A 24,359-nucleotide genomic window follows, 5' to 3' on the forward strand; every position below is an offset into this window, starting at 1 on the left:
GGAACGCTCATGACACAAAGCCACTTCTTTGCTCATCTCTCCCGTCTTAAGCTGATCAATCGCTGGCCGCTGATGCGCAATGTGCGCACCGAAAATGTCTCCGAACACAGCCTGCAGGTCGCCATGGTGGCGCATGCCCTGGCCGTGATCAAAAACCTCAAATTCAACGGCTCACTTAATGCCGATCACATTGCCATGCTGGCGCTTTACCACGATGCCAGCGAAGTGCTCACCGGCGATTTACCGACTCCGGTAAAGTATTACAACGCGCAGATCGCCCACGAATATAAGAAAATCGAGAAGATTGCTCAGCAGAAGCTGATTGAGATGCTGCCTGAAGAGTTTCAGGCGATCTATCGCCCGCTGATCGATGAGCATCTGCACAGCGAAGAGGAGCAGGCGGTTGTGAAACAGGCGGATGCGCTCTGTGCATATGTAAAATGTCTTGAGGAGTTGTCTGCCGGGAACAATGAATTTTTACTGGCCAAAGCGCGGCTGGAAAAGACCCTGGCACTTCGGCGTTCACCGGAGATGGATTACTTCGTTGAGGTGTTTATTCCGAGCTTCAGCCTGTCACTGGATGAAATCTCGCAGGATACGCCACTCTAAGCCCGGCGGTCTGGCCGCCGGGCCAGCCCTTAAGCCTGCTGACGGAAGGTAAAGCTGCCGTCAGACTCGCGGGTTATCACCAGTGACGCCAGTGAGTCGAGCTGAAGCGCTACCTCATCCAGCCGGGGTGTCTCCGCCGGCGCATTGATGGCAATCACCGCACAGCCAGCATTCAGGCCGGATAAGATTCCGGCAGGTGCATCTTCTGCAACCACGCACGATGTCGCCGCTAATCCCAGCTTCTCCGCACCAAGCAGGTAGGGATCGGGCTCCGGTTTACCTTTAGCCACCTGTTCAGCGGTAATAAACACGGCAGGCTTAGGTAAGCCTGCGGCTTTATGACGTGCATGTGCGACCGGCACTGAACCGGAAGTGACAATCGCCCAGGGAATCTGCAGTTCGTTCAGCCGGTTCAGCAACGCGTTGGCCCCTGGCAGCGCCTGCACACCGTCGGTGTCCGCCGCTTCAGCCTGCTCCAGCGCAACAAACTCCGCCTGAATAGCCTCTTCCGACTGGCCTGCCATGAAATGACGCAGAGAGGTGATCGCCTGTTTGCCATGAATGAAATCCAGAATCTCATCAGCCGCGATGCCATGACGGGCACCCCACTGGCTCCAGGCTCGTTCAACCGCTGGCAGTGAATCCACCAGCGTGCCGTCTAAATCAAATAGAAAACCTCTGTAGGTCACGCGCTACTCCTCATCAGGCATTAATCACTTGCGCAATTTCGTTTGCACTTAAATGGTACTGGCGCGGACAAGTCTGCCACAAAGCTAACATCCGTTGATACTTTTCCCACATCGGGGTCTGCGCATTAAAACCATGGGTGCCGGAATCGAAGTGGGTATAGCGCCCTTCTGTATTGACCATAAAACGGACATAACCCAGCAGGCGCGCTTCCGTTGCCGCATCGAAGCCCAGAAAGGCCAGACGCCGCTCTTCAAGCTCACCTTTCTCTTTAAGGTTCGACCAGGAGACGTGGAGAGCGTGATGCATTTCCATAATATCGATCACCGTCCGGCAGATCGCTTCGCTGAGTTCGCCAAACTCTTTGTCCAGCTCCCGCATCTGCAGCGCATAACCGCGTTCGATGATAGTCTGGTAACGACGAAAACGCTCCGCATTTTCCGGCTCAAGCATGGCCATCATTTTGTACTGATTAGTGAGAATCAAACGCTGTGCATGGGTCATTTCCATCATTTACTCCCGGTCAGAGACCGCTCAGTTAATCGACAATGGAGAAATCATTGCACAGCGTTAGCGACACGGAAATCGCCGTATCACCATTCTTTGATTTGGCCGCAGGTTAGCGGTAAATATTTTACCGCCAGCCGGGGATGGGTCAGAGATCGTCGAGGAAAGTGCGGTCGAGTTGTTTGAACGCCCGCTTTAGCAGATCGGCAAGCGCCTGATAGGTCGGCTTGCCTTCTACTGGCGCTGTCGCCTGCCCCGCTTCTTCCAGCCGGGCACGAACTTCATGAAACCAGTTAAGCAGCGTCGGCGGCAGCGGCGTCACAGAACGCTTTCCCAGCCACCATAATCCCTGCATCGGCAGGGTACAGGCAAACAGCGCGGTCGCCACGGCCGGGCCTAACTGACCGCCCATCGCGATCTGCCAGGTCAGCGTAAAAATCGCCAAAGGGGGCATAAAGCGAATAGCAAAACGCGTTGCCGATGAAACACGGTTTTCCGGGAACATAGGTGCCAGGCGCTTATCAGCCGGCCAGGTCTTCATATAGTGTTGGCCGCGCTGAAACATCCGAAACCAATTGGTACTGCCAGATTCATTCGCCATGGCTCACCTCAACTAATGCTGTAAAAATTAAAAAATAGTTATAACTACACAACTTTACGTGACATCCTTCAATTATTTTTGTCTTTAAAGGTGACTCCGGCTATTCTGACGCCGTTTTACCCCCTTTCCGGAAGCGGATTGCGCTTTTGGGAAGAGGCCTGAGCCAGGTTCAGACGAGGCAATCTTCAAATTTTCGCGTAAGATTGCCGAAATTTTTTGCGGAAATGCAGAATTCTGTCTACCGCATGATGTTTGTCATTAATCTACCAGCTTTCATGGGCTACGCTGTTAGTCTGATTGCGTTTTATTTAGCCACTCTCAAAAAATAGGTACTTCCATGTCGAGTAAGTTAGTTCTGGTTCTGAACTGTGGCAGCTCTTCCCTTAAGTTTGCCATCCTCAACCCTGCCAGCGGTGAAGAATTCCTGTCTGGCCTGGCGGAATGTTTCCACCTTCCTGAAGCCCGCATCAAATGGAAGCTGGAAGGCGAAAAACAGGAAGCGCCTCTGGGTGCTGGCGCAGCGCATAGTGAAGCGCTGAACTTTATCGTTAAAACCATTCTGGCACAAAAACCTGAGCTTTCGGCACAAATTGCTGCAATCGGCCATCGTATCGTTCATGGCGGCGAGAAGCTGACTCAGTCAGTCATCATCACTGAAGAAGTGGTACAGGGCATCAAAGACGCCTCTTCTTTTGCACCGCTGCACAATCCGGCTCATCTGATCGGTATTGATGAAGCGATGAAAAACTTCCCTCACCTGTCAGATAAGAATGTCGCGGTATTTGACACCGCTTTCCATCAGACAATGCCGGAAGAGTCTTATCTCTATGCGCTGCCGTACAAATTGTATAAAGAGCATGGCGTTCGTCGCTATGGCGCGCATGGTACCAGCCACTTCTATGTGACCCACGAAGCGGCCAAAATGCTCAACAAGCCGCTTGAGTCACTGAATATTATTACCTGCCACCTCGGTAACGGCGGTTCTGTCTCTGCCATTCGCAACGGCGAGTGTGTGGACACCTCAATGGGCCTGACCCCACTGGAAGGCCTGGTGATGGGTACCCGCAGTGGCGACATCGACCCGGCAATTATCTTCTTCCTGCACGATACGCTGGGTATGAGCGTCGATGCCATCAATAAACTGCTGACCAAAGAGTCTGGCCTGTTAGGTCTGACCGAAGTCACCAGCGACTGCCGCTACGTAGAAGAAAACTACACCACCAAAGAAGATGCGAAGCGCGCAATGGATGTCTTCTGTCATCGCCTGGCGAAATATATCGGCAGCTACACCGCGCTGATGGATGGCCGCCTTGATGCCGTAGTATTTACTGGCGGCATCGGTGAAAACGCCGCGATGGTTCGTGAACTCTCACTGAAAAAACTGGCGCTGCTGGGCTTTGACGTCGATCACGATCGCAACCTGGCGGCCCGTTTCGGTAAATCTGGTTACATCAATAAAGAAGGCACCCGCCCGGCGCTGGTGATCCCGACCAACGAAGAGCTGGTCATCGCCCAGGACGCCGCGCGTCTGACTGCGTAAACACTTCTCTCCGTCAGCTCAGGCTGACGGAGTTGTTTTTGACACCCTGCCATTACTGAGAGGTTCAAACGTGTCACGTACAATTATGCTCATTCCGACCGGCACCAGCGTCGGCCTGACCAGCGTCAGCCTCGGCGTTATCCGCGCCATGGAACGCAAAGGCGTTCGACTTAGCGTCTTTAAGCCGATTGCTCAGCCGCGTACCGGCGGCGATACGCCGGATCAAACCACCACTATTATCCGTAAGAACTCTTCGATTCCTGCCGCTGAACCGCTGCAGATGTCACGTGTTGAATCACTGCTGGGATCGAACCAGCAGGATGTGCTGATGGAAGAGATCATCTCCCGTTACCATGCCAACACGCAGAATGCGGAAGTGGTGCTGGTTGAAGGTCTGGTCCCTACCCGTAAGCATCAGTTCGCCAACGCGCTGAACTATGAAATCGCGAAAACCCTGAATGCGGAAATCGTCTTCGTGATGGCGCTGGGCAATGACTCTCCGGCACAGCTGAAAGAGCGCATTGAACTGACGCAGAGCAGCTTCGGCGGTCAGAAGAATAAAAATATCACTGGCGTGATCATCAATAAACTCAACGCGCCGGTCGATGATCAGGGGCGTACCCGCCCTGACCTGTCAGAAATTTTTGATGACTCGTCAAAAGCCAGCATCGCCAATATCGATCCTAAGCAGCTGTTCTCAGACAGCCCGCTGCCGGTGCTGGGCTGCGTGCCGTGGAGCTTTGATCTGATCGCCACCCGCGCAATCGATATGTGCCGCCACCTGGATGCGCGCATCATCAACGAAGGTGAGATTCAGACCCGCCGGGTTAAATCGGTCACCTTCTGCGCCCGTAGTATCCCGCACATGCTGGAGCATTTCCGTCCAGGCTCACTGCTGGTGACTTCCGCAGACCGCCCGGATGTACTGGTCGCCGCCTGTCTGGCCGCCATGAACGGCATTGAGATTGGCGCTATCCTGCTGACCGGTAACTACGAGATTGACGATCGTATCGCGCGCCTCTGTGACCGTGCCTTCCAGACCGGCCTGCCGGTGTTCATGGTGAAAACCAATACCTGGCAGACCTCTCTGAGCCTGCAGAGCTTTAATCTTGAAGTGCCCGCTGATGATACGCAGCGCATCGAGAAAGTGCAGGAATATGTTGCCAGCTACATTAATGCCGACTGGATTGAGTCACTGACCGCCACGTCAGAGCGCAGCCGTCGCCTGTCGCCACCGGCCTTCCGCTATCAGCTGACTGAGCTGGCGCGTAAAGCGGGCAAACGCGTCGTGCTGCCAGAGGGTGACGAGCCGCGTACGGTTAAAGCGGCCGCTATCTGTGCTGAACGCGGTATCGCCACCTGCGTACTGTTAGGCAACCCGGATGAGATTCAGCGTGTTGCTGCGGCTCAGGGTGTCGAACTGGGCAAAGGGGTTGAGATTGTTGATCCGGAACAGGTGCGTGAAAACTACGTGCCGCGTCTGGTTGAGCTGCGTAAGAGCAAAGGGATGACCGAAGTGGTCGCCCAGGAACAACTGGAAGATAACGTGGTGCTGGGCACCATGATGCTGGAAAGTGGCGAAGTGGATGGCCTGGTTTCAGGTGCGGTTCACACCACCGCCAACACCATTCGTCCGCCTCTGCAGCTGATCAAAACAGCGCCTAACAGCTCACTGGTTTCATCGGTGTTCTTTATGCTGCTGCCGGAGCAGGTGCTGGTTTACGGTGACTGCGCGATTAACCCGGATCCCACCGCTGAGCAGCTGGCTGAGATCGCAATTCAGTCAGCCGACTCTGCTAAAGCCTTTGGAATCGATCCACGTGTTGCGATGATCTCCTACTCTACCGGCACGTCAGGTGCAGGCAGCGACGTTGAAAAAGTGCGTGAAGCAACGCGTATCGCGCAGGAAAAACGTCCTGATCTGGTTATTGATGGTCCGCTGCAGTATGACGCCGCGATCATGGAAGATGTGGCGAAGTCGAAAGCGCCAGATTCACAGGTTGCCGGTCGCGCCACCGTCTTTATCTTCCCGGATCTGAACACCGGTAACACCACGTATAAAGCGGTACAGCGTTCAGCCGATCTGATCTCAATCGGGCCGATGCTGCAGGGTATGCGTAAGCCGGTTAACGACCTGTCGCGCGGTGCGCTGGTTGATGACATCGTCTATACCATCGCCTTAACCGCCATTCAGTCTCAGCAGGCTGAACAAGGCTAAGTGTCAGGTAAGAACGAAAAAGGCATGCCCAGGGCATGCCTTTTTTTCGCCGGTAACAGAGCCGGAGGCTTTAATGCGGATCGCTGAGACGCGTTAAAGCGCCCGTTTTCAGGCCCGGTTATCGCCGTTACGGCTCATCCACAGAGAGAGCGCTTTAAGCGAATCGTCAGTGAACTCATCACAACGTGCGGTGATCTCATCGGGCGTCATCCAGATAATCTCATCGACTTCCGATTCCTGCATGGCGAATGGCCCGTGTGACACACAACTGAACAGTCCGCCCCAGACGCGACAGTGCTGATCTTCGAAGTAGAATTTGCCATGCTCAGCAAACGGCACCGCGGCAATCCCTAACTCCTCTTCCGCTTCACGTCGCGCAGACTCCAACATATCTTCACCGCTCTGCACCACGCCGCCTGCGGTTGCGTCCAGTTTGCCCGGCATAAAATCTTTTATCTCAGTACGACGCTGCACCAGAATCTTGCCCATACCGTCATGAACCACAATATAGGTAGCGCGGTGACGCAGGCACTCAGCGCGCATCTGCGCACGTGTTGCCTGAGCAACAACTTCATTCTCTTCGTTTACGATATCGACCCACTCGATGCCGTCACCCGCAGTTTGATCCACCATCCGTAACCCTTTCCTGTTTGGCGTACACTTGGGTACGCAGTTTGCCACGTCTTTATTTTTATGTGGCGTAAGGTAATCACTTCCGGCAGCCTGAGCAAGCCCTGGCTGTTACCGATTTTTACCACTTTCTGCTAACCACAGCTGTACTGAGGCTCGCTGCCACTGAAACTCAGCATAATCCCGCAGACGCGCGGGCAAAGGATCGCCATGCAATACCAGCCGGTTAAGCATCACCGCCAGATCGGTATCCGCAATTGACCACTCGCCAAACAGGTTCTGTTGCCCGTCCGGCAGCAGGCGATCGACGGCCATAACCAGTTTATCCACCGCCTGCTGCGCTGATGCGGTCAGCGGCGCAAAGCGCTCACCGGCAAACAGCACTTCTGTGGGACGCTCCTGACGTATCCACAGGAAGTCACTGCGCAGCCAGGCCTGGATCTCTCTGGCGCGGGCACGCTTCTCGCGGTCGCGGGGATAGAGGCGCTCAAATTCGGGCGCCGGAAAGCGCTCTTCAAGATATTCGGTAATCGCCGAGGATTCGCTTAACAGGAACGCATCAATCTGCAGGGTCGGGACCCGGCAGGTCAGCGACAGCTCGCGGTAAGCCGCGGCGTATTGCTGATTCTGCGACAAATCGACGCGCTTCAGCTGGAAAGGGATCCCTTTTTCGGTAAGAGCAACATAGGCCGACATGGCGTAAGGACTGAAAAATGATGAATCTGACCACAGGGTGATGGACGGATAATTCATCGGTTACCTCAATTGGCTGTCAGGGTTGCATCATGTTTACCGATTTTTATTTGGGAAGGCAACGCTGAGCTGATCCGATCTCTGCCTCCGGAATAAGAAAGCGCGACGCGACTCACGATAGAGTGGCTCGACTCTTCTATGCTGAAAGATGCAAATAACAAAAACATCAAGGGAGCCGCAACATGCACATTCTTATTACCGGTGGCACGGGACTGATTGGCCGTCACCTGATTCCGCGCCTGCAACAGCTGGGGCATCAGATCAGTGTGGTGACGCGTGACGTGGTCAGCGCACGTGAAAAACTGGGCGAAGAGGTCGCGCTCTGGTCAGGGCTGGCGCAACAGTCGAACCTGGATACGATCGATGCGGTCATTAATCTGGCGGGAGAACCTATTGCCGACAAACGCTGGACGGAGCCGCATAAACAGCAGCTGTGTGAAAGCCGCTGGCAGATAACCGAGCAGATCGTCTCACTGATCAACGCCAGCGCCACACCACCGTCCGTGTTGATCTCAGGTTCGGCAACCGGCTTTTATGGTAACACCGGCGATCTGGTACTGACTGAAGAGGATCAGGGTCAGGATGAGTTTACTCATCAGCTCTGCGCCCGCTGGGAGCAGCTGGCGCTCGCGGCTGAAAGCGAACGCACCCGCGTCTGCCTGCTGCGAACCGGCGTGGTGCTGGCGTCTGAGGGCGGCGCACTCAGCAAAATGAAGCTGCCCTTTAAACTCGGCATCGGCGGGCCGATTGGCAGTGGTAAACAGTACATGCCGTGGATTCACATTGATGACATGCTAAACGCCATTATCTGGCTGCTGGAGCATGACGATCTGCGGGGTCCGTTCAATATGGTCGCTCCCTACGCGGTGCGTAACGAGCAGTTTGCCGCCACGCTGGGCCGGGTGATGCATCGTCCGGCCTTTATGCGCACGCCTGCCAGCGCCATTAAACTGATGATGGGCGAATCGTCGGTGCTGGTGCTGGGAGGACAGCATGTGCTGCCAAAACGGCTGGAAGCCTCAGGCTTTGGCTTCCGCTGGTACGATTTGCAGGAAGCGCTGCAGGATGTCGCAGGATAAACATACGGCGGCCCTGGGCCGCCGTATGTTTCGTTAGTTACGCTGCTCTGCTACACGCGACTTCACTACCTTCTCTTCACGCGTATGCCCCGGTTGTGGCACACGAATAATAAAGGTCAGCACGCCAGCGAACACGTATAGCCCGGTATAGGCCCATACCACACCGACAATGTCGAAGAACGGCAGCATGACTGAGGCGATAGCTGGTGCCACAAAGTTACTGAGTCCTGCGGAGAGGTTGTAAATAGAGACCGCAGCGCCTTTATGATGCGGTTCCAGCGTGGGAAATACAGCGGTCATCGGTACAAACGCGGCGACAAAAATGCCCAGCATTACCGCAGGGATTAATGCGACCCAGAAGTTATGACCCGCATACAGCGGCAGATAATAAAAGGTCAGACTGGAGATGGCCATCCCCAGGCAACCAAACCAGCGCACCTGACGGATCCAGCCCAGCTTCTCTCCCGTGAGGCCCCAGAAGATATTCGTAAATATAGTGACAAAGAAGAACACCGCCCAGATTTGTAGCCATTCAGAGATGGTAAAGCCGAGACGATCGACAAACAGCAGTGGCATGATAATGGCGAAACCAAACAGCGACAGCGTGTTGATGATGCGAATCAGGCAGGCATAAAACACATTCTGATTGGTGAACAGGATGGTCACGGCACGCGCCATCTCTGTCATCTTGTCACGCATCGGCAAATTCACACGAGAGCGATCCACCGGTACCTTGCGCAGGCTGAAGTATGCGAGGATCCCACCACAAGCCACCCAGATAATAGCCAGCCATAGCGTTCCGGTTTCCCCCAGCATCGGGATGGTGAGACTTGGCAGATAACTGCCAATCACCCCGATGCCGACAGAATACATCGCCCAGAACCAGCCGGTCGCCGCCGCCAGTTTTTCGCGCGGTAAGACCTGCACCAGCATCATCATGAAAGAGTAGATAAACAGCGGATAAGCCAGCCCGCGAATGCCGTAGAACAGCACCATCAGCGGATAGTTGCGCAGGCCAAGCCCCAGCGACATAAACAGCGTATGCATCACGATCCATAACACAAAGCCAATCATCATCGCGCGCTGCGGTGTGATCAACTCGGCTACCACGCCAGATGCCCAGGCCGCCAGGGCTGCCGCTAAGCCATAGAAGGTGAATACGACTGCAGACTGCGCGGGCGTAAATCCCATATCGGTGATATGGCGCGACAGAAACGCCATTTCAAAGCCATCACCCGCCATAAAGATTGCGATAGCGAGGAAACCCCAGAACATCTTTTTCGGTAAGCCAAACCAGTATTCGTTCGATTGCATCACAATTACCTTCTGTCTGGTTAGTCGTTATGCAGGCAGCAAACTGCGCACCTGTTGTTGCTGGACGTAGAGTTCCCGGAACAGACATAGCCGCTTTTGCAGCACGGCACCGCGCGTCTCGTCCGGTTGGTAGCACGCCTGCACAGCCGGCTTCAGACACACCTCATGCTCAAGGCCGCCATCAGCCAGCCACGCTAAACGTGCCGCACCCAGCGCGCCAGATGCGCTGGCGGGATGGGTAACAATGGGCAGTTGCAGCACATCGGCAATCAATTGAGCCCACAATGTGCTACGTGCGCCACCACCGGTCAGGCTGCACTGCTGAATGTGATGCCTGGCATCGCCGAGCACACTCAACCCATCAGCCAGCCCAAATGCCACGCCTTCAACCACCGCATAGCCCAGCAAGGCGCGCGGGGTTTCATGGCGCAGATTGAAGAAAGAACCGGATGCGTCAGGATCGTTATGTGGTGTGCGTTCACCAGACAGATAGGGCAGGAAAACCGGGGCGCTACGCACTTGCTCATCACTGAGCTGGACCATCTCCTCCATCAGCTGGCTTTCACTGACCGACAGCAGATTGCACAACCAGCGCAGACAACTGGCGGCGCTAAGCATCACACTCATCTGGTGCCAGCGGCCCGGTAACGCATGGCAAAAGGCGTGCACCCCGCAGTGAGGGTCAGCCCGTAAGCGGTCGTTTACGACAAAAATCACACCGGAGGTACCCAATGAGATAAACGCATCACCGGGATTCACCGCCCCCACACCGACTGCCGATGCGGCATTGTCACCGCCGCCACCCGCGACAGTAACCGCAGTAGATAAACCCCACTCGCTCGCCAGCGTCGGCTGCAGGCGTCCACTTATGGCACTGCCTTCTACCAGTTCAGGCATTTGGGCACGCTTCAGTCCGGTGATGGCCAGCAGTTCTTCCGACCAGTCACGCCGGGAGACATCGAGCCACAGCGTTCCGGCAGCATCCGAAGGCTCACTGACAAAGCGCCCGGTAAGACGCCAGCGCAGGTAATCTTTCGGCAGCAGGACCTTATCGATGCGGCTGAAAATTTCTGGCTCATTTTCCGCGACCCAGTGCAGTTTCGGCAAAGTGAAGCCGGGCATAATCATATTGCCGCTAATTTCCATTATCCGGGGATTGCTCTTCCGTAGCCTTTCACACTGCGGTGCACTGCGCGTGTCGTTCCAGAGGATACACGGACGCAGCACCTTCCCCCCGGCATCCAGCAACACGGCCCCGTGCATCTGTCCCGATAATCCAATAGCGCGAATCGCGGCCCATGCCAGAGGAAACTGATGACGTAATCCCGCCAGAACCTCGCTGCAGGCTTGCCACCAGCATTCAGGATCCTGTTCAGCCCAGTGGGGATGGGGACGCTGCACGCTCAGCGTGGCGTGCTGAGCCGCCACAATCTCACCGTGCGTATTAATGATCAGCGCTTTAAGCTCTGAGGTACCAATATCAATGCCGAGATACATAATTACACCGCCGCCAGTTCAGGCTGTTTCAGCCACTGCTGCAAACTCGCAACACGGCGGGTGACTAACTCATGAAACGCCTTATCAGATGCCAGTTCCGCAAACAGCGCGCTATCACTCAGGTACGCATGGAGCGGATCGGCGCTGGCGAACTGCTTACGCAGCGTATCGACCTGTAGCGCACCGTCCTGATAGCAATAGGGTAAATTGTCATCGGCCCATCGCTGCATAAACAGGAAGAACAGTGCCGGAATCACCGCCGTTGCGGTGGGCTGCGCACCGCGCTGGTAGCACTGTTGCAGGGTTGGCGTCACCATGCCGGGAATTTTGGATAAACCATCGGCACCGACGCGCTGATTGGTATCTTTAATGTAAGGATTACTGAAGCGGGCCAGCACCATGTCACGATAATCCGCTAAATCAAGCGGGCTGGGAGACAGAGAAGGAATGACATCCTGGGTCACATAGTCGTGAGCCAGTTGATAAATCGCCGGATGGCTGGTGCTCTCATCGATATAGTTCAGACCAATCAGTGTGCCCGCCCAGGCAATCGCAGCATGTGTCGCATTGAGGATGCGAATTTTCGCCTCTTCCCACGGCAGTACCGATTCCACCAGTTCAACACCGACCTTTTCCAGCGCCGGGCGCCCGGCAATAAAATCATCCTCAATGACCCACTGAATAAAAGATTCGGCCATTACTGCTGCGCCATCCTGTTTGCCGGTCGCCGCCTGCACGCGTTCTGCCACCTCCGGAGTAGGACGGGGTGTAATGCGATCAACCATGGTATTCGGTGAACGGGTTTGCGTGCGCACCCAGTCGGCCAGCGCGGTATCGCCTTTGGCCGTAAGAAACGCCAGGAAGGCGTCACGGAAACGCTCACCATTGTGCCGCAGATTGTCGCAGTTCAGCAGCGTAACCGGCGGACCGCCTTGCGCAACACGCTGTGTCAGAATATGGCTGAGTGCACCGTAAAGGGTGCGGATATCGCCACCCAGATCGGCCTTCACATCTGCCTGATTGAGATCCAGGGTAAACGCGGGCGTCAGGTAGTAACCCGCTTCGGTCACGGTAAAGCTAATCACACGCGTTTCCGCACTGGCCCCCTGCTCGATCAACGCACTGATATGACTGTCCCAGGGCAAAATTTTGCGCAGCGAAGTGATGGTTTCGTAGTCGCGCTTACCTGCAGGCGTCACGGTTTCCAGCACATATTCTCCCTGCTGCGCCGCGAGCTGATTGAGCAGCGGCACTGCGTCATTACGGATATTGCCGAGCGCGATGCTCCAGCTTTCATCACCCTGCTCACGCAGTTTATGCAGATACCACGCCTGATGTGCCCGATGAAAAGATCCCGCGCCGATGTGCATCCACACTGATTGGTTGTTCATAATCGCCTCAATTTAAACATTTGCCACACCTAAGGGCATTTGCCCGATGACCTGTAGCATAGTGCCTATTACGAAGAGCCTTCTGCGAGCCGAGTCACAAATAATACTTTTGCTCCCATCCTGGGCTTTTGCTCAGTTAGTGCTTTTCGATCCGCACGGCGTTAAGATGTCCCCTCAAATTCGACGGAACATCGTGATGAGCAGAGAAGAAAAAAAGCAGGAGCTGGCCGCACGTGCTGCATGGATGTATTACGTCGCAGGCGTGACACAGCAGGAGATTGCGCAGGCATTGGGATTGTCACGACAGGTAGCGCAGCGGCTGGTATCCAGTGCACGTGAAATGGGCATGGTGAACGTAAAAATTGATCATCCCGTCACACACTGTCTGCAGCTGGCGCGTGAGGTACAGGCGAAGTTTGGTCTGGATTTGTGCCGCGTTGTGCCATCTGCCAGTCTGAATGATGAGGCTATTCAACAAATGCTGGCAGTTGAAGGCGCGGCGGTGATGACACAATTCATCAATGAGGAAACGCCTCAGGTGTTCGGTATTGGTTCCGGTAAAACCCTGCGCTCAATGATTGATGCGCTACCCTGGGTTGATCGCCCGCAGCATCATTGCGTTTCCATGATTGGTGCCATCGCGCGGGATGATTCCGGTACTCGCTATGACGTACCGTTGAAGATGGCCGAAAAGATGCAAGGTAAGTATTTCTTTATCCCAGCGCCCTTATACGCCGACACCCCAGAGGATAAAGCGATGTGGGTTCAGCATAAGGTTTACCAGCGCGTCATTGATCGCGCATTACAGGCGGACGTGGCTTTTGTGGGTATTGGCGAAGTGATGCCGGGCTGTCCTTTGAATGCCGAGGGATTCATCACAGATGCGCAGGTCGAGGCGCTAAATGGGCGCGGCGTGGTGGGCGAAATGCTCGGTCACTTTTTCAATCAGCAGGGTGAGCGGGTATGGGGCGAAACGGATGAGCTACTGACCAGCGTGCGACTGGAAAGCCGGACTCAGCGTAAAATTATTGGCTTTGCGGGTAGCGAGCGCAAGTATCCAGCAATCCGTGCCGCATTACAGGGCGGCTGGGTATCGGGACTGGTGACCGATGAGGATACGGCGCTGAAGCTACTGCAAAAGTGATATCTCAGCATGGATGCAGAGTGCGAGGGCAGAACGCAGAGATGACGCAAAATCTCAAACGCGGCTCGCACTTATTCTGCGCAGGGCACGTTACGCCGGTGCCCTGATTCCCTCGCCTTAACTAACATCTAACCGTTACTTCAGCGATCCCTTGAGGAACTGCTGTAAACGCGGGCTTTTCGGGCTGCCGAACAGTTCCGCAGGCGGTCCCTGCTCTTCGATTTTACCCTGATGCAGGAAAATGACATGGCTGGAGACGTGACGGGCAAACTCCATCTCGTGGGTCACGACCACCATGGTTTTGCCCTCCTCAGCCAGCTTCTGCATGATGCGCAGTACTTCCCCGACCAGCTCCGGATCAAGCGCCGAAGTGGGTTCGTCAAACAGCAACACCTCTGGCTCCATCGCCAGCGCGCGCGCAATCGACACACGCTGCTGCTGACCGCCGGAGAGGTGAACCGGATATTTTGCCTGTGCCCGCGCATCAATTCCGACTTTATCGAGGTATTTGATGGCACGCTCACGCGCCGCCGCTTTACTCAACCCCAGCACCTGAATCGGCGCTTCCATCACGTTTTCCAGCACGGTCATGTGACTCCACAGATTAAAGTGCTGGAACACCATGGTCAGGCTGGTACGTAACGCGCGCAGTTGCTCTTTGTCAGCCACTTTGAGCTGACCATCTTTGTCACGGACTAAGGTGATTTGTTGGTTATTCACCATGATGCTGCCTTCACTCGGTTTTTCGAGGAAGTTGATGCAGCGTAAAAAGGTACTTTTCCCTGAGCCGGACGATCCAATGATACTGATCACATCGCCCGCTTTAGCAGTTAACGAGACCCCTTTCAGCACTTCATGTTCACCGTAACGCTTATACAATTCGGTGACGCTTAATTTATTGTCAGCCATAGTTCTACTCAATGCGATGAAGAGGGTTTCACGTGGGCCAGCCAGCGACGTTCCGCCAGGCGGAACAGGCTGATCAACACGTAAGAGATAATCAGGTACAACACAGCCGCCAGACCAAAGGCGGTAAACGGCTGATAGGTCGCCGAGTTAATATCCCGCGCGATTTTCAGCAGATCCGGCACGGTGGCGGTGAAGGCCAGCGCCGTGGAGTGCAGCATCAGAATCACTTCGTTGCTGTAGGCCGGCAGTGCCGTACGCAGCGCCGATGGCAGGATAATGCAGCGATAGAGTTTAAAGGTGGAGAAGCCGTATGCCCGTGCCGCCTCAATTTCACCGTGTGGCACCGAGCGAATCGCACCAGCAAAAATTTCCGTGGTGTATGCGCAGGTATTGAGGGTGAAGGCGAGCAGCGTACAGTTCAGACCACTGCGGAAAAAGGCATTCAGCAATTCAGTGCCTTTCACAATCTCCAGCGTGTACATGCCGGAGTAGAACACCAGCAGCTGCACATAGAGCGGCGTGCCGCGAAAGACGTAGGTGAAGAGCCAGACCGGAAAGCTGATAAACCGGTTAGGGGAAACCCGCGCTATCGCCAGCAGGATTGCCAGACATCCGCCAATGGTGACCGAGAGGATCAGCAGCCACAGGGTGATAGCTACACCGGTAAAACGATAACCGTCAGTCCAGAGCAGCGATTTCCAGTATTCCTGAATAATATCAATCATAACTCGCCCTCTTTACACCTACCGTATAGCGCCGGTTGAGCCACCACAGCACACCGTTTGACAGCGTGGTAAATACCAGATAAATCACACCGGCCACAATGGCGAAGTAGAACGGCTGCCAGGTACTTTTTCCTGCCAGCTGCGTCGCCTTCACCACATCTTCCAGCCCCAGCAGCGAGACCAGCGCAGTGGCTTTCAGAATCACCTGCCAGTTGTTGCCGATGCCTGGCAGCGCGTAGCGCATCATGGCCGGAAACAGAATGCGGCGGAACACCTGCGCGCCGGTAAAGCCAAACGCGGTTGCTGCTTCAATCTGCCCCTGAGGCACGGCCATAAAGGCGCCGCGGAACGTTTCGGTGAAGTAGGCACCATAGATAAAGCCGAGCGTGATGATACCGGCGACCATCGGGTCGATATCAAACTGCGCCATGCCCAGCGCATCGGTTATCTGGTTGAGGACAATCTGCAGACCGTAGAAGATCAGCAGCATCAGTACAAGGTCTGGCACGCCACGAATCAGCGTGGTGTAGCCTTCAAAAATCATCGCCAGTGGCCGGCTGCGCGACAGTTTCGCGCCTGCGCCAATCAGGCCCAGCAGCACTGCCAGCACGACGGAAGTGAGCGCCAGTTCCAGCGTCACCAGCGTGCCCCGAAGAATTACATCAGAATAGCCATACAGCATCGAGAGGGTCCTGTCGTGGGGTGAAAACGAAACGCTGCCCGCAAGCGAGACGGGCAGTTTAGCTTTACCTCTCTGTTGCAGATGCCATCCGCCATTAGCGGAAAAGAACCCGATTCTGCACCTGGCAGAACCGGCTCAGACCCGGCAAAACGGACACAGAGGGTAAAGCGACAGGATGGTTAGTCGCCGTACACGTTGAAATCGAAGTATTTCTTCGCAATCTTGTCGTAGGTGCCATCTTTACGCATGTCAGCAAAGGCTTTGTCGATGGCGGCTTTCAGTTCGCTGTCATCTTTACGCAGTCCCATGCCGGTACCGACGCCAAAAATCTTGTCATCTTTCACGGCCGGACCGGCGAAGGCGTAATTTTTACCGACCGGCTGCTTCAGGAACCCTTCGCTGGCCTGCACTTCATCCTGGAAGGCAGCATCAATACGACCGGCATTCAGATCCTGATAGACCAGATCCTGGTTTGCATAAGGCGTGACGTTCACCCCTTTTGGCCGCCAGTTCTGATTGGCGTAAGTTTCCTGGGTGGTGCCCTGCAGCAGACCGATGTTTTTGCCTTTCAGGGACTCAATGGTCGGCTCAATTTTCGATCCCTTCGGCGCGACTAAACGCGCGTTCGCGGCGTAGAGTTTTTCCGAGAAGGCGATCTCTTCCTGACGTTTCGCTGTGATGGAAAGTGAGGAGATGATGGCATCAATTTTCTTCGCTTTCAGCGAAGGGATCAGCGCATCAAAGTCGCTCTCAACATAGGTACATTGGGTATGAATACGTTTACAGATTTCGTTAGCGAGGTCGATATCGAAGCCCACTAACTTGCCTTGCGCGTTTTTAGACTCAAACGGTGGGTAAGTTGGATCTGTGCCGATACGGATTGAACCCGGAACCGCCGCGAAAACGCTGGCAGCACTGGATAAGCCCAGCATCAGGGAAAGAGCCAGAACACGCTTTTTCATAGATTACCCTCAAGTGAAGTGCTTTTTGTTATGTGGTTCGTGATGTGTTTGCGCAAAGTAATTTGCATGTTTCATGCCAGTTCTGCAAGTTAACCACGCTGTTAGCGTGATGTCAGACAGGCGAAAACGCTGTGTTTGTGAGGGGAATATAGCAGTGAAGTAAAAGAGAAAAAGCGACGTTGTTAACTTTTGGTGCGTCAAATGCACGAAGAGTGATCCGAGGCGCGCTTATGCACTAAATAAGTGCGCCAGCGGAACTTTATGCACCCTGCCAGCGCGTGAAGAGATCTTCCGATAATTCGATATCAAACTGGTCGATAACCCGGTTAACGGTCTGATCGATCAGCTGATCGATCGTTTCAGGCCGATGATAAAATGCCGGCACGGGTGGCATGATAATGGCGCCCAGCTCTGCGGCGGTGGTCATCATTCGCAGATGCCCAACATGCAGCGGGGTTTCGCGCACGCACAGCACCAGCTTACGCTGCTCTTTTAACACCACGTCAGCCGCACGGGTCAGCAACGAGTCACTGTAACTGTGGACGATGCCAGAGAGCGTTTTCATTGAGCAGGGTAAAATCGCCATGCCCAGCGTTTTAAATGATCCAGATGAGATGTTTGCTGCAATATCGCGCACGTCATGCACCACATCGGCCAGCGCCTGCACGTCACGCAGCGAATAATCGCTCTCCAGTCCCAGCGTCTGACGCGCCGCCTGACTCATGACCAGATGCGTTTCTACTTCTTCCACCTGCTGCAACACCTGCAGCATGCGCACGCCATAGATCACCCCGCTTGCGCCAGAGATGCCAATGATGAGTCGTTTCATATTCCAACCTTATGTCAGCCAATGGGCCATCATACGCGGCCTGCGGGTTTCTGAAAACAAACAGGGCGGGATTGCTCCCGCCCTGTTTTATGCTGCCCGCCTGCTGAAGGTATCAGCCTTCGTTGTGCAGCTCGAGGTTTTCGACTTCGTTCTGCCGCTGAAGCGCTTTGGCATCATCATTACGCAGCGACTCGAGATACTCCAGATATTGCTGATCGACATCTTTCGTCACGTAAATGCCGTTGAACACCGAGCACTCAAATTGTGCAATGTCCGGATTCTCTTCGCGAACCGCTTCGATCAGATCGTCCAGATCCTGGAAGATCAGCGCATCGGCTTTAATCAGCTGGCGAATCTCTTCCACTTCACGGCCATGCGCAATCAGTTCCGTGGCGCTGGGCATATCGATACCGTAGACGTTCGGGAAACGAATTTCCGGCGCCGCTGACGCCAGATAAACCCGTTTTGCGCCCGCTTCACGCGCCATCTCAATGATCTGCTCTGAGGTGGTACCGCGAACAATAGAGTCATCCACCAGCAGCACATTTTTATCACGGAATTCGGCGCGGTTAGCGTTGAGCTTGCGGCGCACCGCGCTGCGGCGTAACTGCTGGCCCGGCATGATAAAAGTACGGCCAACGTACCGGTTCTTCACGAAGCCCTGGCGATAGGGTTTGTCGAGAATACGTGCAATTTCCAGCGCGATATCGGTGGAGGTTTCAGGAATCGGAATCACGACGTCGATATCGAGATCTTCCCACTCGCGCGCAATTTTCTCACCCAGCTTGGTGCCCATACGGACACGGGCGCTGTAGACCGAGATTTTGTCGAGGAAGGAGTCGGGACGCGCAAAATAGACATACTCGAACAGGCACGGATTGCTTTTCGGATTTTCAGCGCACTGGCGGGTAGACAGCTGGCCCGCCTCAGTCACATAAACCGCTTCACCCGGTGCAACGTCACGGATGAACTCAAAGCCCAGCGTATCCAGCGCCACGCTCTCGGAGGCGACCATATATTCGGTGCGGCCATCAGCGATAACGCGCTTGCCCAGCACCAGCGGACGGATACCGTTAGGATCACGGAAGGCCACCATGCCGTGGCCGATAATCATCGACACCACCGCATAGGCTCCGCGCACCTGCTGATGCACGGCAGCAACCGCAGCAAAGATGTTGTCGGCTGTCAGCGGATCGTTTTGAAAACGATCTAACTCCTGCGCAAAGATGTTCAGCAGGATTTCAGAATCTGAGGTGGTATTAACGTGACGGCGGCCCTTTTCAAACAGGTGCTTACGCAGCACGTGGGCGTTGGTCAGGTTACCGTTGTGCGCCAGGGTGATGCCATACGGGGAGTTTACATAGAATGGCTGCGCTTCAGAGGCACTGGAGCTTCCCGCGGTTGGATAACGCGCGTGACCGATCCCCATATTGCCCTGCAGACGCTGCATGTGGCGTGCTTCGAAAACGTCGCTGACCAGGCCGTTTGCCTTTCGCAGGCGAAAACATTTCAGCGCATCGATAGTACAAATGCCTGCGGCATCCTGCCCGCGGTGCTGGAGCACCGTTAACGCGTCATAGATCGACTGGTTGACCGGCATGAAACCGGTGATACCGACAATACCGCACATGTTGTCATTTCCTCATTAAGCCGCACTCCCGGTCACATCACCGGGGTAAAAAACTCGACGTGCTTTTCAGGTAATCAAAAAACCACCTGATTATATAACTGAACTCGGGAATGAGTTGAGACTGTTGCCAGTCCGGACTTTTGGAAAAGCCAGTGAATGTATCGAGGAAGAACAGCAAAGCGGCTACGATCAGCACACCACGCAATGCCCCGAAACAGACGCCCAACACCCGGTCGGTTCCCGACAGGCCGGTTTTTTCCACCAGCGTGCCGATAACGTAGTTCACAATGGCCCCCACAATTAGGGTCGCCACAAACAGCACACCGATGGCGATACCGTTACGAACCAGTTCGTCGTCAAAACCTGTAAACCAGACTGCAAGGTAGGCGTAGTAATGACTGGCGACAAAAAACGCGCATCCCCAGGTAACAAGAGATAAGGCTTCACGGACAAACCCACGGACCAGGCTGACCAGAGCCGAAAAACCAACTACCGCAATAATGACGTAATCAATCCAGATCATGAACTCTTCCAGCGCCAGTGCAATTGCACCCCTGCATCCAGTTCGGGGCGCATTCTAACAGAAAAAGAAAACGTTTGCGTAGCGGTTTTCTTTTTCTGCATCCATAAAAAAGGCGATGAAAAAAAACGCTATCGCCCGGGTGATTCTCAGCCGGACAGGCCGTTGAAAATCGTCAATTTTTTTCGCGGCAGCGCGCATTAAACGCGCTGCCTGAGGGGTAAAAGACGCTGCCTGTTACTGCTATCGGCAGCGCCAATCGCCCGTTTTAGCGGGCGCTGTAGGGTTTCACGACACCGCCCAGTCCTGAGATACTTTTCAGCTCGCCAACCGCACTCTGCATTTTGGCTTTCGACGCATCAGGCCCAACGTAAATGCGGGTGATCTGACCCTGTACCGGCGTTGAAGGAACGGTAAAGGCGCGATAGCCCGACAGCCGCAGCTGCGCGACAATCTCATTCACTTTGCTGGCGTTTTTCAGCGCACCTAACTGCACCACATAAGCCTGCCCTGCCGGCGCTGTCGTCTCTGCCGTTTTCGGCGGCTCTTCCTGCTTCGGCTGTTCGACCACTTTAGGCTGTTCAACCGGTTTAGGTTTAGGCTGCTCCACGACTTTTGGCTTCTGCTGTTCGACCGGCTTCTGCTTAGGCTGCTCTGTTACTTTCGGTTTCTGCTGCTCAACGACCTTCGGCTTCGTCACCGTCTGTGCGGGCACAGACTGATGGACCGGCGGCGGCGAGACCACTACCGGATCGCTCTCGTCTTCCGGTTGAGTCCGACCCTGCTCTGCCGTAGCGTTGGTTTTACCGTTGCCATTGCTGCTGCTGACCGCATTGCCCGCGCCTTCCGGCGGCTGTGCCGGCAGCGACTGGGTTACCGGCGGCACCATTTCGCTGTCCTGCTGATCGTCAGGTTTCGGCACCAGCGGAATGGCGGCGAACTCCTCTTTGTAATGCTTTTTCTGACCATCCAGCAGCCCTGGCAGCACAATCACGCCAACGGCGACCAGAATAACGGTGCCGACTAAACGGTTCTGAAACTTACTTGCCACGTCCTTTCTCCGTTTCAATCGATTCCATGACCTGTGCAACGGTGTGGAATGAACCACAGACCAGCACAATGTCCTGCGGCGCTGCCCGCTGGCGTGCCTGCTGCCAGGCCAGCTCAACCGAACTAAAAGCCTCGCCCTGCGACAGGTTGTTCAGCAGTTGCTCAGCACTGGCGCCACGCGGGCCCTCGAGGGGCGCGCAGTACCAGGTATCGACCACCGGTGCCAGCGCCGCCAGCGTACCGGCGATATCTTTATCATGCAGCATACCCACCACGGCATGCACTTTGCCGCGTTTCGGCAGTGACGCCAGCTGCGACGCCAGATACGCTGCCGCATGCGGGTTATGGGCGACATCCAGAATAACGCGCGGTGATTCGCTGAGGGTCTGAAAACGGCCTGGCAGCATCGCCAGCGGCAGGCTGGCGCGAATCTGCGCCTCACTGACCTCAAGCCCGGAGACCCGCAGCGCCACCAGTGCGGTCGCCGCGTTAGGCAGCGGCACCTGCGGCAGCGGCAGATCGTTCAGCTCACCCGTCGCATCACACAGTGACCAGCTTTCTGCCTGCGCATGCCACGACCAGTCACGGTTGCGCTGCAACAGCTGCGCACCTTTTTCCTGTGCGACCACGGCAATACTCTGCGGCATATCCGGTTCACCCACTACCGCAGGTTTCCCCGCCCGGAACACACCGGCTTTTTCACGCCCGATGCTTTCGCGATCCGGGCCAAGCCAGTCGGTGTGATCGAGTGCAATGCTGGTGACCACCGCGACATCGGCATCCACGATGTTTGTCGCATCCAGCCGTCCGCCGAGGCCGACTTCGAGGATCACGACATCCAGCTGCGCCTGGCGGAACAGATTCAACGCAGAGAGCGTGCCAAATTCAAAATAGGTCAGCGAAATATCTGCACGTCCGGCTTCAATCTCCGCAAAACTGGCGCAGTGCTGCGCTTCACTCAGCTCCTCTCCCTGAACCCGAACGCGCTCGGTATAGCGCACCAGATGCGGTGAGCTGTACACGCCAACGCGGTAACCCGCGGCGATCAGCAGCGTTTCCAGGGTGCGACAGGTGGTGCCTTTGCCATTAGTACCGGCCACGGTAAAGACAAAAGGAGCGGGTTTCAGCAGGTCGAGACGAAGCGCTACCTGACGAATACGGTCCAGACCCAGTTCAATGGCCTGAGTATGCAGGTGCTCAAGATAATAAAGCCACGTGGCCAAAGGCGACGTGGCTTGGGGAAGGTGAAGATTGTCCATATGTCCCGTTTTGCTTATTTATACCAGGCAGGCTGCTGCTGCGGTATACGGTGCATTGGTAAGAGGTGCTTTGGACGCACCTCTCTATCTCCTGTCAGGCCTCGTTGCTTTCCGATTCAGTCGTCGCCGGAGCGGACTGTTCACCATCATGCAGCGGTGCCGGCAGGTTCATCATTTTTGCCAGCAGGCTTGCCAGTTTGTAGCGCATTTCCGGACGGCGAATGATCATATCAATCGCGCCCTTTTCAATCAGGAACTCACTGCGCTGGAAGCCCGGCGGCAGTTTTTCACGCACGGTCTGCTCAATAACGCGTGGGCCGGCAAAGCCGATCAGTGCTTTAGGTTCCGCGATATTGAGGTCGCCCAGCATGGCAAAACTGGCCGAAACACCACCCATAGTCGGGTCAGTCAGCACGGAAATATAAGGCAGACCGCGCTCACGCATTTTTGCCAGTGCCGCACTGGTTTTCGCCATCTGCATCAGCGACTGCAGCGCTTCCTGCATACGCGCCCCGCCACTGGCGGAGAAGCAGATCAGCGGGCAGTTATCTTCTAACGCCTGCTCAACCGCACGTACAAAACGCGCACCGACCACAGAGCCCATTGAACCGCCCATAAAGGCAAATTCAAAGGCTGCCGCAACAACCGGCATGCCGTGCAGCTGACCTTTCATGACCACCAGCGCATCTTTCTCACCGGTGTCTTTCTGGGCCGCGATCAGACGATCTTTGTACTTTTTGGAGTCACGGAACTTGAGCAGATCTTTAGGTTCAAGTTCACTACCCAGCTCAACCATCGTGCCCTGATCGAGGACACTGCCGAGGCGCTCACGGGCGTGCATCCGCATGTGATGGTCACACTTCGGGCAGACCTCAAGATTACGCTCCAGCTCGGCGCGGTAGAGCACCTGACCACAGCTGTCACACTTGGTCCAGACCCCTTCCGGGATACTGGCTTTGCGCACAGGCGTTCCGGTGCTTTTATTAAGAATGCGTTCAATCCAGCTCATTGATGACCTTTCTGTTTAAAACTGACCTGGTCCAGTCGTCTTGATACTGCTGAAAACCGCTTCAGCAGACGGTAAATGTCGCTCATTAAACCACAACCTGTTCAGACTGTGGATAAAAATCTGGTCTTACCCCTGAGCGCAGCCTTACGGCTGCTTCTGCTGCTTAGCCTGACGGCGATGACGCCAGACTTCAATCACACCTGGCAGAATCGAGACCAGGATAATGCCCACAATCAGCAGCTTCAGGTTTTCCTGCACCACCGGCAGATCGCCAAACAGGTAGCCGGCATAGGAGAACAGCAGCACCCAGAGCAGCGCACCCGTTACGTTGAACAGCGCGAAGTGGCGATAGGACATATGGCCCATACCGGCAACAAACGGCGCAAAGGTTCGCACGATCGGCACGAAGCGCGCCAGGATAATGGTTTTTCCACCATGACGGGCATAAAACACATGGGTTTTATCCAGATGGCTGCGACGGAAAATCTTCGAGTTCGGGTTACTGAACAACCTTTCGCCAAACAGGCTGCCAATGGTGTAGTTCACTGCGTCGCCCAGAACCGCGGCCACCACTAATAATGCCACCATCACATGCACATTAAGATCGTTACCCGGCAACGCCGCCAGTGCGCCCGCCACAAACAGCAACGAGTCACCCGGCAGGAAGGGCGTCACCACCAGACCGGTTTCGCAGAACAAAATCAGGAACAAAATAGCGTAAATCCAGATACCGTACTGTGCAACCAGTTCGGCAAGATGCACATCAATGTGCAGAATAAAATCAACCAGAAAATGGAGAAACTCCATGGCGCGC

24 protein-coding genes are annotated in these 24,359 nt (G+C 55.2%); 5 read left to right on the forward strand and 19 right to left on the reverse strand.

Translation table 11 applies throughout. The annotated features are described in order from the left end of the window. Positions 1-9 precede the first annotated feature (9 nt). A complete protein-coding gene (gene yfbR, locus AFL22_RS10675) occupies positions 10-609 on the forward strand; it encodes a 5'-deoxynucleotidase (protein WP_010258048.1) in 600 nt (199 codons plus the stop codon). 29 nt (positions 610-638) lie between these two features. Here yfbR and AFL22_RS10680 read toward each other — a convergent pair whose 3' ends face one another. The 3 genes from AFL22_RS10680 to yfbV form a co-directional block, all read right to left on the reverse strand. Then, positions 639-1,298, reverse strand: a complete 660-nt coding sequence (locus tag AFL22_RS10680; RefSeq protein WP_010258046.1) for a sugar phosphatase — start codon at positions 1,296-1,298, stop codon at positions 639-641. Positions 1,299-1,311: 13 nt separating this feature from the next. Next, on the reverse strand, positions 1,312-1,806 hold the full coding sequence (locus AFL22_RS10685; RefSeq protein ID WP_010671451.1) for a YfbU family protein: 495 nt from the start codon (positions 1,804-1,806) through the stop codon (positions 1,312-1,314). Between the two features lie 145 nt (positions 1,807-1,951). Beyond that, positions 1,952-2,404, reverse strand: a complete 453-nt coding sequence (gene yfbV, locus AFL22_RS10690) for a terminus macrodomain insulation protein YfbV (RefSeq protein WP_010258042.1) — start codon at positions 2,402-2,404, stop codon at positions 1,952-1,954. 337 nt (positions 2,405-2,741) lie between these two features. Here yfbV and ackA point away from each other — a divergent pair, with 337 nt between their 5' ends. Together ackA and pta are read left to right on the forward strand one after the other, a co-directional pair. Further along, positions 2,742-3,944, forward strand: a complete 1,203-nt coding sequence (ackA, locus tag AFL22_RS10695; RefSeq protein ID WP_052271380.1) for an acetate kinase — start codon at positions 2,742-2,744, stop codon at positions 3,942-3,944. Positions 3,945-4,029: 85 nt separating this feature from the next. Continuing rightward, complete coding sequence (gene pta / locus AFL22_RS10700; RefSeq protein ID WP_031292718.1) at positions 4,030-6,162, forward strand: phosphate acetyltransferase; 2,133 nt, start codon at positions 4,030-4,032, stop codon at positions 6,160-6,162. Positions 6,163-6,270: 108 nt separating this feature from the next. Here the strand turns inward: pta and yfcD are convergent, their stop codons facing one another. Together yfcD and yfcF are read right to left on the reverse strand one after the other, a co-directional pair. Next, entirely contained in the window at positions 6,271-6,795 is a 525-nt protein-coding gene (gene yfcD, locus AFL22_RS10705) for an NUDIX hydrolase YfcD (protein ID WP_010258035.1), read from the reverse strand. Between the two features lie 108 nt (positions 6,796-6,903). After that, on the reverse strand, positions 6,904-7,545 hold the full coding sequence (yfcF, locus tag AFL22_RS10710) for a glutathione transferase (protein ID WP_010258032.1): 642 nt from the start codon (positions 7,543-7,545) through the stop codon (positions 6,904-6,906). Between the two features lie 182 nt (positions 7,546-7,727). Here yfcF and AFL22_RS10715 point away from each other — a divergent pair, with 182 nt between their 5' ends. Beyond that, positions 7,728-8,624 carry a TIGR01777 family oxidoreductase gene (locus AFL22_RS10715; RefSeq protein WP_010258028.1) on the forward strand — a complete coding sequence of 299 codons (897 nt, stop codon included), beginning with the start codon at positions 7,728-7,730 and terminating at the stop codon, positions 8,622-8,624. A 33-nt stretch (positions 8,625-8,657) separates the two neighbouring features. Here the strand turns inward: AFL22_RS10715 and AFL22_RS10720 are convergent, their stop codons facing one another. From AFL22_RS10720 to dalD, 3 genes are read right to left on the reverse strand one after another with little or no spacing between them, the layout of a single operon-like run. Next, the gene (locus tag AFL22_RS10720) at positions 8,658-9,938 is read right to left on the reverse strand and encodes an MFS transporter (RefSeq protein ID WP_010258025.1); all 1,281 of its coding nucleotides are present in this window, start codon (positions 9,936-9,938) and stop codon (positions 8,658-8,660) included. A gap of 27 nt (positions 9,939-9,965) precedes the next feature. Continuing rightward, the gene (gene xylB / locus AFL22_RS10725; protein ID WP_052271381.1) at positions 9,966-11,435 is read right to left on the reverse strand and encodes a xylulokinase; all 1,470 of its coding nucleotides are present in this window, start codon (positions 11,433-11,435) and stop codon (positions 9,966-9,968) included. A gap of 2 nt (positions 11,436-11,437) precedes the next feature. Beyond that, positions 11,438-12,826, reverse strand: coding sequence for a D-arabinitol 4-dehydrogenase (gene dalD, locus AFL22_RS10730; protein WP_052271382.1), 1,389 nt, complete (start codon positions 12,824-12,826; stop codon positions 11,438-11,440). A gap of 196 nt (positions 12,827-13,022) precedes the next feature. On the opposite strand from dalD, the gene AFL22_RS10735 reads away from it, so the two are divergent. Then, positions 13,023-13,970, forward strand: coding sequence for a sugar-binding transcriptional regulator (locus tag AFL22_RS10735; RefSeq protein WP_010258017.1), 948 nt, complete (start codon positions 13,023-13,025; stop codon positions 13,968-13,970). A gap of 135 nt (positions 13,971-14,105) precedes the next feature. Here the strand turns inward: AFL22_RS10735 and hisP are convergent, their stop codons facing one another. The 11 genes from hisP to AFL22_RS10790 form a co-directional block, all read right to left on the reverse strand. Then, on the reverse strand, positions 14,106-14,879 hold the full coding sequence (gene hisP, locus AFL22_RS10740; protein WP_052271383.1) for a histidine ABC transporter ATP-binding protein HisP: 774 nt from the start codon (positions 14,877-14,879) through the stop codon (positions 14,106-14,108). Positions 14,880-14,887: 8 nt separating this feature from the next. Further along, complete coding sequence (locus tag AFL22_RS10745; RefSeq protein WP_010258010.1) at positions 14,888-15,604, reverse strand: ABC transporter permease; 717 nt, start codon at positions 15,602-15,604, stop codon at positions 14,888-14,890. Then, complete coding sequence (locus tag AFL22_RS10750; protein ID WP_010258006.1) at positions 15,597-16,286, reverse strand: histidine ABC transporter permease HisQ; 690 nt, start codon at positions 16,284-16,286, stop codon at positions 15,597-15,599. The genes AFL22_RS10745 and AFL22_RS10750 overlap by 8 nt, the downstream gene beginning before the upstream one ends. 179 nt (positions 16,287-16,465) lie before the next feature. Then, on the reverse strand, positions 16,466-17,248 hold the full coding sequence (gene argT / locus AFL22_RS10755) for a lysine/arginine/ornithine ABC transporter substrate-binding protein ArgT (RefSeq protein ID WP_010258004.1): 783 nt from the start codon (positions 17,246-17,248) through the stop codon (positions 16,466-16,468). A gap of 259 nt (positions 17,249-17,507) precedes the next feature. Beyond that, entirely contained in the window at positions 17,508-18,077 is a 570-nt protein-coding gene (locus AFL22_RS10760; protein WP_010258003.1) for a UbiX family flavin prenyltransferase, read from the reverse strand. 112 nt (positions 18,078-18,189) lie between these two features. Beyond that, complete coding sequence (gene purF, locus AFL22_RS10765) at positions 18,190-19,707, reverse strand: amidophosphoribosyltransferase (protein WP_010258001.1); 1,518 nt, start codon at positions 19,705-19,707, stop codon at positions 18,190-18,192. A 37-nt stretch (positions 19,708-19,744) separates the two neighbouring features. After that, the gene (gene cvpA / locus AFL22_RS10770) at positions 19,745-20,230 is read right to left on the reverse strand and encodes a colicin V production protein (RefSeq protein ID WP_003854265.1); all 486 of its coding nucleotides are present in this window, start codon (positions 20,228-20,230) and stop codon (positions 19,745-19,747) included. 265 nt (positions 20,231-20,495) lie between these two features. Next, a complete protein-coding gene (gene dedD / locus AFL22_RS10775; RefSeq protein ID WP_010257997.1) occupies positions 20,496-21,278 on the reverse strand; it encodes a cell division protein DedD in 783 nt (260 codons plus the stop codon). Further along, the gene (gene folC, locus AFL22_RS10780; RefSeq protein ID WP_052271384.1) at positions 21,268-22,536 is read right to left on the reverse strand and encodes a bifunctional tetrahydrofolate synthase/dihydrofolate synthase; all 1,269 of its coding nucleotides are present in this window, start codon (positions 22,534-22,536) and stop codon (positions 21,268-21,270) included. Before folC ends, dedD begins: the two co-directional genes overlap by 11 nt. 94 nt (positions 22,537-22,630) lie before the next feature. After that, positions 22,631-23,545 (reverse strand): acetyl-CoA carboxylase, carboxyltransferase subunit beta, encoded by a 915-nt coding sequence (gene accD / locus AFL22_RS10785; protein ID WP_010257992.1) that lies wholly within the window; start codon positions 23,543-23,545, stop codon positions 22,631-22,633. A gap of 144 nt (positions 23,546-23,689) precedes the next feature. Next, positions 23,690-24,352 carry a DedA family protein gene (locus AFL22_RS10790; protein ID WP_052271385.1) on the reverse strand — a complete coding sequence of 221 codons (663 nt, stop codon included), beginning with the start codon at positions 24,350-24,352 and terminating at the stop codon, positions 23,690-23,692. Positions 24,353-24,359: the final 7 nt, after the last annotated feature.

The sequence above is a fragment of the Pantoea sp. CFSAN033090 genome (assembly GCF_001264395.1).
In the GTDB taxonomy this organism is placed as follows: Bacteria; Pseudomonadota; Gammaproteobacteria; order Enterobacterales; family Enterobacteriaceae; genus Pantoea; species Pantoea agglomerans.

Excerpts from the sequence above, each read along its gene's own strand:
- yfbR (WP_010258048.1), top strand. The coding sequence starts at position 10 with ATGACACAAAGCCACTTCTTTGCTCATCTCTCCCGTCTTAAGCTGATC.
- AFL22_RS10685 (WP_010671451.1), bottom strand. The coding sequence starts at position 1,806 with ATGGAAATGACCCATGCACAGCGTTTGATTCTCACTAATCAGTACAAA.
- yfbV (WP_010258042.1), bottom strand. The coding sequence starts at position 2,404 with ATGGCGAATGAATCTGGCAGTACCAATTGGTTTCGGATGTTTCAGCGC.
- ackA (WP_052271380.1), top strand. The coding sequence starts at position 2,742 with ATGTCGAGTAAGTTAGTTCTGGTTCTGAACTGTGGCAGCTCTTCCCTT.
- pta (WP_031292718.1), top strand. The coding sequence starts at position 4,030 with ATGCTCATTCCGACCGGCACCAGCGTCGGCCTGACCAGCGTCAGCCTC.
- yfcD (WP_010258035.1), bottom strand. The coding sequence starts at position 6,795 with ATGGTGGATCAAACTGCGGGTGACGGCATCGAGTGGGTCGATATCGTA.
- yfcF (WP_010258032.1), bottom strand. The coding sequence starts at position 7,545 with ATGAATTATCCGTCCATCACCCTGTGGTCAGATTCATCATTTTTCAGT.
- AFL22_RS10715 (WP_010258028.1), top strand. The coding sequence starts at position 7,728 with ATGCACATTCTTATTACCGGTGGCACGGGACTGATTGGCCGTCACCTG.
- AFL22_RS10720 (WP_010258025.1), bottom strand. The coding sequence starts at position 9,938 with ATGCAATCGAACGAATACTGGTTTGGCTTACCGAAAAAGATGTTCTGG.
- xylB (WP_052271381.1), bottom strand. The coding sequence starts at position 11,435 with ATGTATCTCGGCATTGATATTGGTACCTCAGAGCTTAAAGCGCTGATC.
- dalD (WP_052271382.1), bottom strand. The coding sequence starts at position 12,826 with ATGAACAACCAATCAGTGTGGATGCACATCGGCGCGGGATCTTTTCAT.
- AFL22_RS10735 (WP_010258017.1), top strand. The coding sequence starts at position 13,023 with ATGAGCAGAGAAGAAAAAAAGCAGGAGCTGGCCGCACGTGCTGCATGG.
- hisP (WP_052271383.1), bottom strand. The coding sequence starts at position 14,879 with ATGGCTGACAATAAATTAAGCGTCACCGAATTGTATAAGCGTTACGGT.
- AFL22_RS10745 (WP_010258010.1), bottom strand. The coding sequence starts at position 15,604 with ATGATTGATATTATTCAGGAATACTGGAAATCGCTGCTCTGGACTGAC.
- AFL22_RS10750 (WP_010258006.1), bottom strand. The coding sequence starts at position 16,286 with ATGCTGTATGGCTATTCTGATGTAATTCTTCGGGGCACGCTGGTGACG.
- argT (WP_010258004.1), bottom strand. The coding sequence starts at position 17,248 with ATGAAAAAGCGTGTTCTGGCTCTTTCCCTGATGCTGGGCTTATCCAGT.
- AFL22_RS10760 (WP_010258003.1), bottom strand. The coding sequence starts at position 18,077 with ATGAAACGACTCATCATTGGCATCTCTGGCGCAAGCGGGGTGATCTAT.
- purF (WP_010258001.1), bottom strand. The coding sequence starts at position 19,707 with ATGTGCGGTATTGTCGGTATCACCGGTTTCATGCCGGTCAACCAGTCG.
- cvpA (WP_003854265.1), bottom strand. The coding sequence starts at position 20,230 with ATGATCTGGATTGATTACGTCATTATTGCGGTAGTTGGTTTTTCGGCT.
- folC (WP_052271384.1), bottom strand. The coding sequence starts at position 22,536 with ATGGACAATCTTCACCTTCCCCAAGCCACGTCGCCTTTGGCCACGTGG.
- accD (WP_010257992.1), bottom strand. The coding sequence starts at position 23,545 with ATGAGCTGGATTGAACGCATTCTTAATAAAAGCACCGGAACGCCTGTG.
- AFL22_RS10790 (WP_052271385.1), bottom strand. The coding sequence starts at position 24,352 with ATGGAGTTTCTCCATTTTCTGGTTGATTTTATTCTGCACATTGATGTG.